Origin of the sequence: Seonamhaeicola sp. ML3 (assembly GCF_023273855.1) — a bacterium.
Taxonomy (GTDB): Bacteria; Bacteroidota; Bacteroidia; order Flavobacteriales; family Flavobacteriaceae; genus Seonamhaeicola.
Genome location: NZ_CP096884.1, coordinates 1,951,860 through 1,967,027 on the forward strand (window position 1 = coordinate 1,951,860; position 15,168 = coordinate 1,967,027).

The following is a 15,168-nucleotide window of genomic DNA, read 5'->3' on the forward strand; positions in this document are numbered from 1 at the left end:
AGTTTAAGATGAAGTATCAAAAAAAGCAAGATGCCGTAGTTCTTTTAGCAGACGGCACGATTTTTTACGGAAAAGCAGTAGGAAACAAACAAGGCACAGCTTTTGGTGAAGTGTGTTTTAATACGGGTATGACTGGTTACCAAGAAATTTTTACAGATCCGTCTTATTTTGGGCAGATTATGGTAGCTACAAATGCACACATTGGTAATTACGGTACAAATGAAGACGAAGTAGAATCAGATTCAGTTAAGATAGCAGGTCTAATAGTTAAGAATTTCAGTTACGAGTTTTCTAGAGATGCAGCAGATAGTTCTTTGGAAGATTTTCTAAATAAGAATAATCTTTTCGCAGTTTCAGATGTTGATACAAGAGCACTTGTAAGTTATATTAGAGAGCATGGTGCCATGAATGCTGTAATTAGTACAGAAGTTGACGATATTGAAGGGTTGAAGAAGCAACTAGCTGAAGTTCCAAGTATGGAAGGTTTAGAGTTGGCTTCTAAAGTTTCAACTAAAGAACCATATTATTTTGGTGATGAGAATGCAACTTACAAAGTAGCAGCACTAGATATAGGAATAAAGAAAAATATCCTTAGAAATATTTCCAAAAGGGATGTTTATATTAAAGTGTTCCCATATAACTCAAAGTTTGAAGATTTAGAAGCATTTAATCCAGATGGGTATTTCTTGTCGAACGGGCCTGGAGATCCAGAACCTCTAGTAGAAGCCCAAGAGGTAGCAAAAGAAATCATTAAAAGAGATTTGCCATTATTCGGGATTTGTTTAGGACATCAAGTCATTGCAATTGCTAATGGCGCTACAACCTACAAGATGTATAATGGGCACCGTGGTATTAACCATCCGGTAAAAAACTTAAAAACAGGTAAAGGAGAAATTACTTCTCAAAACCATGGATTTGCAGTAAAGCGAGAAGATGCAGAATCTAATCCGAATTTAGAAATTACTCATGTTCATTTAAATGATAATACAGTGGCCGGTTTAGCAGTTAAGGATAAAAACTGTTTCTCCGTTCAATATCACCCTGAGGCGAGTCCTGGGCCACATGATTCAGAGTATTTATTTGATCAGTTTATCGAAAATATCAAGAAATAGTTTTTTAACAGAAGTCTTGTGATACAATGTTTTACAAGACTTTATTGTTACTAAAACGTTATAGATGTTATTTGATTAAATTCTAAATAAACATCTTAATAAAAAGAAGATTAAACCGTACATTTGAAAAGTAAAAATAAAGTAAAAACAAACTAATTATGAGTTCAATTATAAACATTCATGCTAGGCAGATTTTAGACTCTAGGGGTAATCCAACTGTAGAGGTAGATGTGATTACAGAGAATAATGTTCTTGGTAGAGCGGCTGTACCTTCAGGAGCATCAACCGGTGAGCATGAGGCAGTAGAACTGCGTGACGGCGGTGACACTTATATGGGTAAAGGCGTTTTAAAAGCTGTTGGAAATGTGAACACTACAATCGCAGAAGCGCTTTTGGGAGTTTCAGTTTTTGAACAAAACCTTATCGATCAAATTATGATTGATTTAGATGGAACACCAAACAAATCCAAACTAGGAGCAAATGCTATTTTAGGCGTTTCTCTGGCTGTTGCCAAAGCAGCAGCTGCTGAGTTAGGTTTACCATTGTATCGTTATGTTGGAGGGGTTTCTGCAAATACACTTCCTGTTCCAATGATGAATATCATTAATGGAGGTTCACATAGTGATGCACCTATTGCATTTCAAGAGTTTATGATTATGCCTGTAAAAGCTGAAACTTTTACACACGCCATGCAGATGGGTACAGAGATTTTCCATCATTTAAAGAAAGTGTTACATGATAGAGATTTAAGCACAGCTGTAGGTGATGAAGGTGGTTTTGCGCCTAACTTACCTGGTGGAACTGAAGATGCTCTAGACACTATTGCTAAAGCTGTAGGAAATGCAGGATATAAGTTTGGTGATGAAATAATGATTGCTTTAGATTGTGCTTCTGCCGAGTTCTACGTAGATGGAAAATACGATTACACAAAGTTTGAAGGTGATAAAGGAGAGGTGAGAACTTCTGAAGAACAAGCGGCTTACTTAGCTGAATTATGTGAAAAATACCCAATCATCTCTATAGAGGATGGTATGGATGAAAACGACTGGGACGGATGGAAATCTCTAACCGAAAAAGTTGGAGATAAAGTGCAGTTAGTTGGTGACGATTTATTTGTGACTAATGTAGAGCGTTTATCAAGAGGTATAGAAAACGGTATTGCAAATTCTATATTAATTAAAGTAAATCAAATAGGTTCTTTAACAGAGACTATTGCCGCTGTGAACATGGCAAAAAATGCTGGGTACACTTCAGTCATGTCACACAGATCTGGTGAGACTGAAGATAACACTATTGCAGATTTAGCTGTAGCGTTAAACTGTGGTCAAATTAAAACAGGTTCTGCCTCACGTTCAGATCGTATGGCTAAGTACAATCAATTGTTAAGAATTGAAGAAGAGCTTGCAGATGTAGCATATTTTCCTCAACAGAACGCATTTAAAATTAAGTAACAATACTTAGTTTTTATAATTAATACTTAAAAGCGATTATTTTTTAATAATCGCTTTTTTTTGGAATCAATTTTATCAAATTGCTAATTTAACCAAGCAAAATTGGTTAGGCTTTAATAATCATGAGATATTTCGTAAATTAGCGCTCCTTTAAACAAAATAAATCACAAAAAATACACATGTCAGATACTGCTACATTAGAGATTAATGGTGAGAAATACGAACTACCATTAGTTACAGGTACCGAGAATGAAGTTGCAATAGATATTAAGGCTTTAAGAGGAGCCAGCGGATTGATAACCCTAGATCCAGGATACAAGAATTCTGGCTCATGTGAAAGTGGTGTTACGTTTCTAGATGGTGAAAAAGGAATTTTAAGATATAGAGGGTATTCTATTGAGGAGTTAGCCGAAAAAGCTGATTTTTTAGAAGTTACTTACCTTTTGATTTTTGGTGAATTACCAACCGCTGAGGAATTGCAAAAATTCCATGCAGATATCATGGATAATTCTATGGTAGATGAAGATGTACACAAGATTCTTGATGCATTCCCTAAGAATGCGCACCCTATGGGAGTTTTATCTTCTCTTACAAGTGGTTTAATTGCCTTTCATCCATCTTCTGTAAATATTGACTCTTCAGAAGATATGTATCAGGCTATTGTGAGAATACTAGGAAAGTTTCCTGTACTTGTAGCATGGGTAATGCGTAAAAAGATGGGATTGCCGCTTAACTATGGTTCAAAGAAACTAGGTTATGTTGAGAACATTATGAAAATGATGTTTGAACAACCTAATGAGGATTATGAAATGAACGAAATCGTTAAAAATGCATTAGACAAATTATTGATTTTACATGCCGATCATGAGCAAAACTGTTCTACTTCTACTGTTAGAATTGTAGGGTCTTCTCATGCTGGATTGTTTGTTTCATTGTCTGCTGGTATTTCTGCACTTTGGGGGCCGTTGCACGGTGGTGCTAACCAAGCGGTATTGGAAATGTTAGAAGCTATAAAAGAAGACGGTGGTGATACAAAAAAATATATGGCCAAAGCCAAGGATAAGTCAGATCCTTTCCGTTTAATGGGGTTTGGGCATAGAGTATATAAAAACTTTGACCCAAGAGCTAGAATCATTAAAAAGGCAGCTGATGAAGTGTTAGGAGACTTAGGTGTTGTAGACCCAATTTTAGATATCGCTAAAGGATTGGAACAAGAAGCTCTAAGTGATCCGTATTTTGTAGATAGAAAATTATACCCTAACGTAGATTTTTACTCAGGGATTATTTATAGAGCTATGGGTATACCAGTAGAGATGTTTACTGTTATGTTTGCTCTAGGACGTCTTCCTGGTTGGATTGCACAATGGAGAGAAATGCGATTAAGAAAAGAGCCTATTGGTAGACCAAGACAACTTTACATTGGTGAAACAGAAAGAAGTTTTAAGCAAATCTCAGAACGATAGTATTTTTCGAATACTAAAATATATTAAGCCTCATGATTTATTCATGGGGCTTTTTCTTTTTGTTGGGGCAATTGTTTGTAATTAATCGATTATTGTTTTTTTATCCTTAGTTTTGGTTTCTCGAAACCCCAAGGTTTAATGGAACTACATATTCAAAATGAAACTTCAAGACTTCGCGCTGTAATTTTAGGAACAGCAGAAAGTTGCGGCCCTACTCCAAAAGTTGAAGATTGCTACGATCCTAAAAGTATTGAGCATGTATTAGCAGGAACCTATCCAAAAGAAGAGGATATGATTTTGGAAATGGAAACGGTAGCTAAAGTTTTAAAGAAACATGGTGTTACCGTTTACAGGCCAGACGTGTTAAGGGACTGTAATCAAATATTTTCGAGGGATATTGCTTTTGTAATTGCAAATAAAATGATCAAAGCCAATATTTTGCCTGATAGAGATAAAGAAATAGAAGCGATAAGATATGTTTGGAATAAAGTTGAAAAAAAGAATAGAATCATTTTACCAGATGAATGCCATGTTGAAGGCGGAGATGTGATGCCTTGGAACGATTATATTTTTATAGGAACTTATACTGCTGAAGATTATCCAGATATTATTACTGCTAGAACCAATATTCATGCAGTAAATGCCATCCAAGAGTTATTTCCCAAAAAAAAAGTAAAGGCCTTCGAGCTTCGAAAATCAAATACAGATCCTCGAGAAAACGCCCTTCATTTAGATTGTTGTTTTCAGCCCATTGGCAAAGACAAAGCCATAATTCATAAAAATGGGTTTTTAATTGAAAGTGAATATGAATGGTTGGTTAATTTCTTCGGAAAGGAAAATATCTTTGAAATTGATAAAAATGAAATGTATAATATGTACTGTAATGTTTTTTCAATTTCTGAAGATGTCATTATCTCAGAACAAAATTTCACCCGATTGAACAACTGGTTAAGAGACCAAGGCTTTTTCGTAGAAGAAGTACCTTATGCTGAAATTGGTAAACAAGAAGGACTACTGCGTTGTACAACTATGCCTTTGATTAGGGATTAGTTGACACTAGAGTCTTTGAACGATAAATTTTAGTATTTTCAAATTCATCTAAATCAATACTAATGATTTTATTTGCTGAAGACCGAGAATATTCATTTTCTACATAACCACCTATGAGATAAATTTTATCATTGTAATAATGCATGGCACAACCGTCAAATTGTATCGAAATTTTATACTCATTTAGGGTTTTTGTGTTTGTGTTATATGTGAGTAGTGAGCCCTTGTCGTAAATATAAATAATACTGTTATTGAAAGTTAAAGCGGGTGAAGCAATACCATAGAATAATTTTCCATCAGTATTCCAGTTTCCTGTTTTTATGTTGTAAGACTCAATAGTATTCAAAGCCGTTTTATTGTATCCTCCAATCAGATAAATCGTATTGTCAACAACAACACATTTACTTCTTTTGGACTTAACATTTCAGGAAGCTCATACCAGTATCCAGTTTCGGTATTGTACATATGTACTTTCTTGGAGTATTTTTTTGTGCCTTTTTTATTCTGGCTTACCGACCCTCCCATTACTATAATATTTTTGTTAAAACTAAATGAAGCAAAATTTACGGCTTGGTGAGGGTTTGTGTAATCGATTTGAACACTATCGGTAACAATATTATAAACTTCAATAGTGTTGTCTAGGTATTCTTTTTTTCTATCAAATGACAAGTGTTTACCTCCTATGTTATATAAATTTCCATCGATATAATTGGTGTTGTGATAAGCTCTTTTTTCAAACATCTTTTCTTTTAATTTCCATGAATTATTTGTAATGTCATATATCTGTAAGCTGTTATCATAACTTTCAAAAGTTGGATTTATTCGCATTCTTCTCAGTAAATCCCCAAAAGTAGCATTGGGCATGTTTTGAATTTCAATGAGAGCCCTTTTCCCATTATCTTCTATGTAACTTCGGTCTCCACAGGAAATATAAATTTTTGAGTCTATTAATAGTGATCCAAAAGCATATACTTGTTCTTTAAGTCGACCAAGCATTTTAAATTTAAGTTTTGGTTTTAGTTCTCTTTCAGAAGTAATATAGACTGGGGCAATGCTTTCAGATTTAGGGGCAAGAAGTATAATGTAATTTTTAGATTTTAATTGATTGTATGTTAAGGTTTTAGAAGAGTATCCAATACAAGAAACAAGAATAGTGTCTTTAGCTTTTAATTTTTGGTTTAGTTTTAAAATAAATTCACCTTTCTCATTGGTGATTGAACCTTCTTTTCTGTTTTCTAGATAAATGGAAACACTATGTATTGGTGTTTTTGTTTCCAGATCTAAAACAGTGCCTTTAATATTTTGTCCTAAAACCGTAAAACTAGTCAATAAAAACAGTAAGATTATTTTCATTTGGTTGGTTTTAATTTATTACAACAAAAAATATACCAAAATCGTGTAATTTGTACAAGGATTTAAGATGTTAACACGATGCTGTTCAGCCATCACATCGTTTAATAATTAATCCTATTTTTGTTATTTAAAATTAAAAATGCAACAAACAACAAATACTATATTGATGATTCGTCCTATAAATTTCAGGATGAATGAGCAAACTGCTGTGAATAACTATTATCAAAAAGTGATTGATGGTTTATTGCCAGCTTCGGTGAATAGGAAGGCACAGGAAGAATTCGATTTATTTGTTGATACGTTAAAGTCTTTTGGCATAAATGTGATTGTGGTATCTGATACGGATGAATTTGATACGCCCGATTCTATTTTTCCAAATAATTGGATTTCATTTCATGAAGACGGAACGGTTGGGATTTATCCCATGTTTGCAGAAAACAGAAGGCATGAAAGAAGGGAAGACGTCCTAACTATTTTAGAGGAACAAGGTTTTCAAATTGAAAATATTGTTGATTACGCTTCAGCTGAGGAAGAAGATATTTTTTTAGAAGGTACAGGGAGTTTATTATTGGATAGAGTGAACAGGAACGCCTACTGTGCTTTATCAGAAAGAGCAGATGAAGGTTTATTTATAGAGTTTTGTGAAGATTTTGATTATAACCCTATAGTTTTTACGGCGAATCAAACTGTAAATACCCAAAGGAAAGCTATTTATCATACCAATGTGATGATGTGTTTGGCCGAAACATTTTCCGTCATTTGTTTAGAGGCCATAGATGACAAAAAAGAACGAAAAAATGTAATAAAACATTTAAAGGAAACAGGTAAAGAAATCATTTCTATTTCTGAAGAACAAGTCAATTGTTTTGCGGGTAACATGTTGCAGGTTAAAGGACGGGATAATCAATTGTATTTGGTGATGAGTAAAGCTGCTTATGAAAGTCTTACAACGAAGCAGATAAAACAAATAGAAAAACATTGCCCTATAATTTCAAATTCTCTAGATACCATTGAGGCTTGTGGCGGTGGAAGTGCCAGATGTATGATGGCAGAGGTATTTTTACCTAAAACTAATTAAGCGTCTGATGGTCTCGATTTTGGTAACTGCACGTAAAACGTACTACCAACATTTGCCGTACTTTCTACCCAAATTTTCCCATGGTTTAGTTCAACCAGTTCTTTACAGATAGAAAGCCCTAGGCCGGTACCCTTTTCGTTGTTGGTTCCAGTAGTTGTGAAGGAAGTGTTCTTAAACAACTTTTCCATATTCTCTTTAGAAATACCTATTCCAGTATCGGCAATACTAACAATACAACTCCCATTACTGATATGGTTTGATATGGTAATCGTGTCACCACTCTTACAGAATTTAATAGCGTTGGCTAGTAGATTTTGAATCACAATTTCAAACATACTTCTATCGGCATAAGCAAAATCCCTGAGAGAATGGTCTACTAATGTAATTCCTTTACTTTCCATTCTATTGTCAACAAGTTTAATTTTATCCTCAAATACTTCTTGTACATCAAATAAGCTAGGTTTTGGTTCTAAGGCGTGCATTTGAGATTTAGACCAGTTTAGCAAATTAAAAAGTAATAAAGAGGCACTGTGGGCATTCTCACTTAATTCAGGTATAAGGTTATCAAACTCTTCTCTAGAAAGAGAGCCATCACGTAATAATTCAATAAAGCCGTTGATGGAAGAGAGGGAATCCTTCAAATCATGAGAAACAATAGAGAATAGTTTGTCCTTCACATTATTTACATTCTCTAGGTGTTTGGTCTGTTCCTGGAAAGCTTGGTTCTGTAATTTAATCTTAATATTCTTCTCTTCGAGTTCTTGCATATACTTAATACTACTGTTTCGTCTTAAGTATATTAAAACAAGAAACGTAGTAACAATAGCAAGGGCAGCCAATAAACCATAAAAGATAAGTTTGTACTTATCTAATTTTGAATTTATTTGAGCTGTTTCCGAAGTAGCTGCATTAGTATCTTTTTGTGGAATGGCCTTTTCTTTTGGCTTATCAAAGTTTGGGTCAAATTCAAGAGGAATATTAGGTTTTGTGTTTTTTGTTAAAATATTCTCGCTTTCGATTTGGTCTTTCAGGTTGTAATATTCCCGTTGCCAGACAAATGCCCTGTCAAACCTACGTCTTATAGAGTCTAAGGTTTTCCTAAGTTTGTAATGTTTTAATAACTCTTGTTTGTTGTTTAGTTCTTTGGCAATAACTCCAGCCTCTATAAGCTGTTTTTCCGCAACTACTAATCTGTTTTGTTGAATGTTTAAGTCTCCTAAGTAATTATAGGCAATTAGCAAGTTAGCCTTGTCGTTATTTCTAAAAGCAGTATTGTAACCTTTAATGAGGTACTCGGTCGCTTTATCGTAATTGTTGAACAATAAATATTCACCACCTAATTTGGGGTAAATAGCAGCTTTAATAGAATCATGGGTATTCGTTGCCAATACTTTCTCGTAATACTCAATAGCTTTTCTATGCTCTTTTTTGAAGGAATATAACTCGGCTAGATTTTTATGCGAAATGTTAATGCCTTTCTTGTCGTTGAGTTGTAGCTGAATAAGCAATGCTTTTTCAAAGTACTCAATAGCTTTGTCGTTAGCTTTTATGTTTTTGTATGCTTTTGCTAAACTACTATATGCTAGTTTAAGTTCTTTTTGTAGACCTCTGTTTTCAAGTTCCTCAATTGAGGCTAGAGCGTATTGAAGTCCTAAAGCATAGTTTCCGCGTTTAATTTCTATAAGACCAATGCTGTTGTTTACTTTCGCAACATTTAATGTGTCACCTAGCGATTTAAAAAGAGATTTGGCTTTTTCGTAACCGTCAAGAGCATTGATGAAATCATTTTTTTGGGAATAGATAAGAGCTTTGTAGTATGTGATTTGAGCAATTCCTTTGTCATATTTTATACTACTAGATAGCTTTTCGCTCTGTACAATATACTTCAGGGCTCTGTCGTATTCGCCCATCTCGTAAAGAGATTCTATAAGTTTCAATGAAGTATCGACTTTAAGGGAGTCTTGAGTTTGGTAAGCTAGTTCAATTGAGAGGCTATCTATGTTATTGGTTTGGGAAAAACCAATGCACATGGATAAACAAAAAATTAAAGTAAATACTTTCCTCATCAATTTTAACATAATAAAACAACCCAAAAAAGATGTCTTATTTTGAGGGAAAAGTAAGATAACTTTATAAAGTTGTAATGGTTTGTCAGTATTTTAATATCCCCAAAGAAATATTGAGTGATAATAGCTCTCTAGACAAAATTTGGAAAATCCCATTTCATAATCTAATTTCTAGGTTTTATTACCGATAAATTAGATAAAATGATACCCTGTATTTTCGGAAAAAATCGACGAATAGACGAACGGTAAAAAACATGGGAAAAATGCACTTTGCTCGATGAAATACACTTTGTTTTGGAACGTATTTCGTGTGTTATCATAATATCTTAATTATGAGTTTTTTAAGTTATGTTGTTTAAATGTCATCCTATTTATTTTGCTTTATTTTTATTAGAAGAAAACTTTATCTTTGCTCACCTAAAAAATATTTAATGAGCCTTCAGGATACCTTATCTAAACATGTAAAACAAGCCGTTTTAGAAACGTTTAATGTAGAAATTGAATCTGTTGAATTTCAAGCGACGAGAAAAGAATTTGCAGGAGACATAACAGTTGTTATTTTTCCTATGCTTAGGTATGTAAAAGGTAACCCCGTTCACATTGGAGAGACCATTGGAAATTACTTGGTAGAAAATGTTGGAGACGTTAACGCATTTAACGTTGTGAAAGGCTTTTTGAATATTGAAATTAGTGACTCGTATTACCTTAGCTTTTTTAGTAACATTACAAACAACAGTGATTATGGTTTTAAGTCTCATAATCCCGAAGAAAAGGCTGTTATGGTTGAGTATTCATCGCCTAATACCAATAAACCTTTGCATCTGGGACATATTAGAAACAACCTTTTGGGTTATAGTGTTTCCGAAATCTTAAAAGCTAGTGGAAAGAAAGTTTACAAGACACAAATTATCAACGACAGGGGTATTCATATTTGTAAAAGCATGCTGGCATGGCAGCGTTTTGGTAATGGAGAAACTCCTGAAAGCACAGGTCTTAAAGGTGACAAGTTAGTCGGGAACTACTATGTAAAGTTCGATCAGGAATACAAAAAGGAAATAGAAGGTTTAGTTGCTAAAGGAGAAGATTTAGAACAAGCTAAGAAGAATGCTCCAATTTTGTTATCGGCACAAGAAATGTTGAGAAAATGGGAGTCTGGAGATGCCGAAATCGTAGCCCTTTGGAAAAGCATGAACGATTGGGTCTATGAAGGTTTTAATGAAACGTATAAAAATCTTGGAGTAGATTTCGATAGTTTATATTTCGAAAGCAATACTTACTTGCTAGGTAAGGAATTTGTAACCGAAGGTTTAAAGTCGGGTGTTTTTCACACCGAAAAAGATGGTTCTGTTTGGTGCGATTTAACAGATGAAGGTCTTGATAAAAAGATTGTACAGCGCGCAGACGGAACAGCCGTTTATATGACTCAGGATATTGGTACCGCTATACAGCGAATTAAAGACTTTCCAGATGTTGGTGGTATGGTTTATACTGTTGGAAATGAACAAGATTACCACTTTCAAGTACTGTTCTTAATTTTAAAGAAATTAGGTTTTGATTGGGCAGATAACTTATATCACTTGAGTTATGGTATGGTAGATTTGCCAAGTGGCAAAATGAAAAGTAGAGAAGGTACAGTTGTCGATGCCGATGATTTAATCGATGAAATGGCTGCTACAGCTGAAGAAATATCAAAAGAGCTAGGTAAGCTCGACGGATATTCTGAAGAAGAAAAGAAACAATTATACAAAACTATAGGGTTAGGTGCTTTAAAATATTATATATTAAAAGTAGATCCTAAAAAGCGAATTTTATTCGACCCCAAAGAATCTATAGATTTTCAGGGTAATACAGGGCCTTTTATCCAATATACTTATGCCCGAATTCAATCTATACTTAGAAAAGCTAATTTAAATGCAGATGTTAAATTAAATGCCTCTCAAATAGCTTTGCACGATAAAGAGAAAGCGCTGCTTAAACAGTTACAATTGTTTCCTGAAATCATTCAGAATGGGGCATCTCAACATAGTCCAGCACTAATAGCTAATTACACCTATGAATTGGTAAAAGAATTTAATTCATTCTATCAAAATGTATCGATTTTAGGAGCTGATAACGAGCATGAAAAAAACTTTAGGGTACAACTATCTAAAGTAGTAGCTTTTACCATTAAAAATGCGTTCCAAGTATTGGGAATTAATGTTCCTGAGCGAATGTAATTTTAAATTACTAGCTATATTTTAATGATTTTATGGATTTCTTTTTTGCCACCTAAAATCTCAATGAAATAAACTCCAGAACTTAGTGTAAACATAGCAACTTCAGCGCTGCCATCTACTATCGTACTAGAGCTTTCTGTAAGGAAAAGCCCAGACGAATTATAAATTCTATAACTTACTGTTTCAGAAGTAGTGATACCAGACATGTTTATGTAATCTTTACATGGGTTAGGGTATAAGAGCCAGTTTTTTGGATTTCCCTCGCCTGGATTGCTGTTGGAAACACAATTCTTAGAAATGTCATATTCAGCTCTTAAAATATCTTCAATTTTTAAATTAGTGAAACTATCATTTAAAGAGTGGTTAAAGAATGTATTATCTATAATAGCATTGTCTGCTCCAAGGAAATCCTGAAGTAAAGTAGCAAAGGTCTGCCTGTAGTCATATTGCACAGTTTTAATCTGCCAGTTATTATCCTGAACGGCCTCAGATAAATCGGGGTTTATTCCTGTCATACCTCCAGAGACGGGTTTTCCAAATATAAACATTGGCGCTATTTCACCATGATCGGTTCCTAGATTGCCGTTTTCGGCAGCTTTTCTACCAAACTCAGAAAACGTAACGCCAACAACATCCTCAGATAGATTTTGACTTTCTAAGTCGGCTGTAAAAGCATCGATACTCTCAGAGAGTTCAGTTAACAAGGCATGGTGTCTTCCTAAAACATCGCCCTGTGCTTGTACTTGAGCGTTGTGTGTATCGAACCCACCAATTCTTACCATGTATATTTTAGATCCTAAATCGCCACTAATTAGACGTGCCACAGTTTTTAATTGATCTGCTAAATCTGTATCTGGATAAGTAACATCATTTTTACCTTTGTTAAACGCGTTTGATATAGAGGCAGCATAAGTGTTTGTTAGGCTATCGGTATTGCTAATAAATTCTAACTGTTTTCCGTAATCTGAATCTGGAATATTTGTTGGGTTTTCTCCTCCCAAACCACTAATAACATTATAAAAACCAGCTGGATCTTGCCCCGTTATGTTAAGAGACAGACCATGAGCTTCTTCAGCATGAAACCCAAGCGAGGTCTGGTTTGAACCAATTTCAATGGCTAAAGGGAATGACTCAACTATTAAATCTGAATAATATTGTTCCATAAATCTACCCATCCAACCGGTGTCTAAACCATTCTGCATACTGTTTCCGTCGTTTCCGGTAAAGTAAAGATCTGTAGATTTGAAGTGACTTTTATTTTGCGAGGGGTAACCAACACCCTGAACGATTCTCAAAATACCTTTTTCGTAAAGCGGTTTAAAACTTGCTAATGCCGGATTTAGACCAACCTGTTGTTCTTCTGGTAAAGTACTGTCTAGAGTGATGTATTTGTTAAGTCCGCTTTCTGGCACTTTTATGGTAGGTCTAAGATTACTATAAACATCGTATTGGTTAAGCGGAACAATACTGTTCAAACCGTCGTTCGCACCTCTAAGGTTAACTAAGACCAGTTTTCTGCCAGAAATATCCGGACAATTTATAGGAATAAAAGTTTTTAAAGCAGCTTGAATTTGAAACGGAGTAAGTCCAATAACAGAAGCGGTTGCCGATAATTTTATAAAATTTCTTCTTTTCATGATTTTAGACTTTTACATTAGTTGAAATTCTGCTGCATTAACCAAAGAAAGAATTAACGAATCAAGTCTGGTTTTAACTGTGATTTTATCATCTTCACTGTGCGTGTTAATATATTGTAACCATGCACCAGTCCAATTATAATCGCCTGCACCACCTAATAATATGCTTTTAAAGTAGTCTGTTCTGTCGGTGTCGATGTTTTCAGGAAACATTAAGTTGGCCAAAGCTAAAATTAATGTTTCAGGGTATTTAGCCTCTTCGGGGTCAATTTTAGTTTCAACGAAAATAACTGTATCAATATCTGTATAAATATTATTTCTAGTAAATAAAACGGGCATGAGGGTATATCTGCCTATAATCGTATTTGAAGAAAACCAATTTCTGTCAAATCCAGGCTCTTGATAATATGCAGGGTAACCGGCTACAGAATCTGGATTGAAAAACTCCATTCCCGAGCTTTTAAAATAGGCATTGTGTATGTATCTCAAGAAGAAGTTTCTGTAATACCATAGAGCTTGTGTTTCTGGATCAGGGTATTTCACTTCAAACAGGGAAACGACTTCAGAAAGTAATTGCAATGGACTCTTAATTATAGCGCCTATCGTGTGGTCTGTACTATCGTCGTCATCTGCATCATAAAAATGTTCACTAGATAGCAGTGCCGTTACTACAGGTAAAATTTCATAATTATTATTAACCATTATTTCCGCAAGAGGTGTAATAATGTCGGTTTCAACCGATGCTGAAATATTACTTTTTACAAAATACCTGTAGAGTTTTCTACAATATGACTTAGAGGTTTCTTCTTGAGAAAACACCATATCAACAAAGTCCTTCAGCTCGTCTAAAATACCTTCTTTTGTGTTTCTTCCAGTAATTACCTGGTTGTTAAATGCGCTGGAAAACGTTTTGTCTTTTGGGTCGTGTTGATTTGCATTGATATACCCAATGGGTATATTGGTTTCGGGGTCAATGTCACCATTTCTGTCACCTTTCTTTTTAAATCCAGAAAAGACTTTGGCAGCTTGCTGGATATCTATTTCGGTATAATTAGTATAATTATCCTCTCCAATTTGTTCCCCCTTTAGAATGGTAAATAGTTCTAGATACTCTCTTGCATAGTTTTCATTAGGATTGTTTTTGTTATTTTGAGTATTATCCAAATAATCCAGCATACCATTATCTAAAGTGATTTTTGTTGCCAATGTTTTAATATTCCCAAGGGCATAAAAATCCAGTAAGCGAAGGTGGTCAAAAAAGAATGTTGCTGCGCCGACACCAGAGTCTTTACCTACTGTAAAGCAGGTATGCAAAAAGAATGACAACTTATATTTTAAAGTAGTTTGATTTACAGCATTGTGCCACCACCATGCAGCTACATGAGCTCTTTTCCTGCCTTGACCATCGAAAGAATTTGGATGTTCACTTGAAGAGGTCCAAAAGCCGTCTGGAGACGATGTGGGTAGAGGATCGTAGGGCTCGTTGATTACATATGGTGTGTTAGATGTTAGGCTATTAACTGCTTCGGTAGCAGTGAGTCCAACTAATGCATCTAACTCTGCTTTGTTATAGTTAAAAGTAGCTCTCCTAAGCAGGTGTTTTGCCTTCCTTAGGTCTAAATTTGAACTGAGCGGATTAAGTGAAGCCATGAACTATTTTTTTTCAATGTAATAAATAAAATGTTTCAACATCTAAAAACCATTCGTAAAAGTCTGTATTTGAGTTTTTTTCATCGATGAAC

Annotated in this window: 11 protein-coding genes; 6 read left to right on the plus strand and 5 right to left on the minus strand. The window is 34.6% G+C overall.

All coding sequences use genetic code 11. The features are described 5' to 3' along the window. The first annotated feature begins 8 nt into the window (after nucleotides 1-8). The 4 genes from carA to M0214_RS08890 all read left to right on the plus strand — a co-directional run bounded on the left by carA (nucleotide 9) and on the right by M0214_RS08890 (nucleotide 5,076). Nucleotides 9-1,112, plus strand: coding sequence for a glutamine-hydrolyzing carbamoyl-phosphate synthase small subunit (carA, locus tag M0214_RS08875; protein ID WP_248722211.1), 1,104 nt, complete (start codon nucleotides 9-11; stop codon nucleotides 1,110-1,112). A 158-nt stretch (nucleotides 1,113-1,270) separates the two neighbouring features. Next, nucleotides 1,271-2,563 carry a phosphopyruvate hydratase gene (eno, locus tag M0214_RS08880; protein ID WP_248722212.1) on the plus strand — a complete coding sequence of 431 codons (1,293 nt, stop codon included), beginning with the start codon at nucleotides 1,271-1,273 and terminating at the stop codon, nucleotides 2,561-2,563. Between the two features lie 179 nt (nucleotides 2,564-2,742). Beyond that, nucleotides 2,743-4,026, plus strand: coding sequence for a citrate synthase (locus M0214_RS08885; RefSeq protein ID WP_248722213.1), 1,284 nt, complete (start codon nucleotides 2,743-2,745; stop codon nucleotides 4,024-4,026). A 138-nt stretch (nucleotides 4,027-4,164) separates the two neighbouring features. Continuing rightward, nucleotides 4,165-5,076, plus strand: a complete 912-nt coding sequence (locus tag M0214_RS08890) for a dimethylarginine dimethylaminohydrolase family protein (RefSeq protein ID WP_248722214.1) — start codon at nucleotides 4,165-4,167, stop codon at nucleotides 5,074-5,076. On the opposite strand, the gene M0214_RS08895 is transcribed toward M0214_RS08890, so the two are convergent. Next, nucleotides 5,066-5,455 (minus strand): hypothetical protein, encoded by a 390-nt coding sequence (locus M0214_RS08895; RefSeq protein WP_371873556.1) that lies wholly within the window; start codon nucleotides 5,453-5,455, stop codon nucleotides 5,066-5,068. The genes M0214_RS08890 and M0214_RS08895 overlap by 11 nt on opposite strands. Next, on the minus strand, nucleotides 5,446-6,429 hold the full coding sequence (locus M0214_RS08900) for a carboxypeptidase-like regulatory domain-containing protein (protein ID WP_248722215.1): 984 nt from the start codon (nucleotides 6,427-6,429) through the stop codon (nucleotides 5,446-5,448). The genes M0214_RS08895 and M0214_RS08900 overlap by 10 nt, the downstream gene beginning before the upstream one ends. Before the next feature lie 139 nt (nucleotides 6,430-6,568). Between M0214_RS08900 and ctlX the strand changes: the two genes are divergently transcribed. After that, a complete protein-coding gene (ctlX, locus tag M0214_RS08905) occupies nucleotides 6,569-7,507 on the plus strand; it encodes a citrulline utilization hydrolase CtlX (RefSeq protein WP_248722216.1) in 939 nt (312 codons plus the stop codon). Here ctlX and M0214_RS08910 read toward each other — a convergent pair. After that, nucleotides 7,504-9,573 carry an ATP-binding protein gene (locus tag M0214_RS08910; protein ID WP_248722217.1) on the minus strand — a complete coding sequence of 690 codons (2,070 nt, stop codon included), beginning with the start codon at nucleotides 9,571-9,573 and terminating at the stop codon, nucleotides 7,504-7,506. The genes ctlX and M0214_RS08910 overlap by 4 nt on opposite strands. Before the next feature lie 431 nt (nucleotides 9,574-10,004). Here M0214_RS08910 and argS point away from each other — a divergent pair, with 431 nt between their 5' ends. Beyond that, the gene (gene argS / locus M0214_RS08915; protein WP_248722218.1) at nucleotides 10,005-11,789 is read left to right on the plus strand and encodes an arginine--tRNA ligase; all 1,785 of its coding nucleotides are present in this window, start codon (nucleotides 10,005-10,007) and stop codon (nucleotides 11,787-11,789) included. A 14-nt stretch (nucleotides 11,790-11,803) separates the two neighbouring features. Here argS and M0214_RS08920 read toward each other — a convergent pair whose 3' ends face one another. Next, entirely contained in the window at nucleotides 11,804-13,426 is a 1,623-nt protein-coding gene (locus M0214_RS08920; RefSeq protein WP_248722219.1) for a DUF1501 domain-containing protein, read from the minus strand. Nucleotides 13,427-13,438: 12 nt separating this feature from the next. Beyond that, nucleotides 13,439-15,076, minus strand: coding sequence for a DUF1800 family protein (locus M0214_RS08925; protein ID WP_248722220.1), 1,638 nt, complete (start codon nucleotides 15,074-15,076; stop codon nucleotides 13,439-13,441). Nucleotides 15,077-15,168 lie beyond the last annotated feature (92 nt).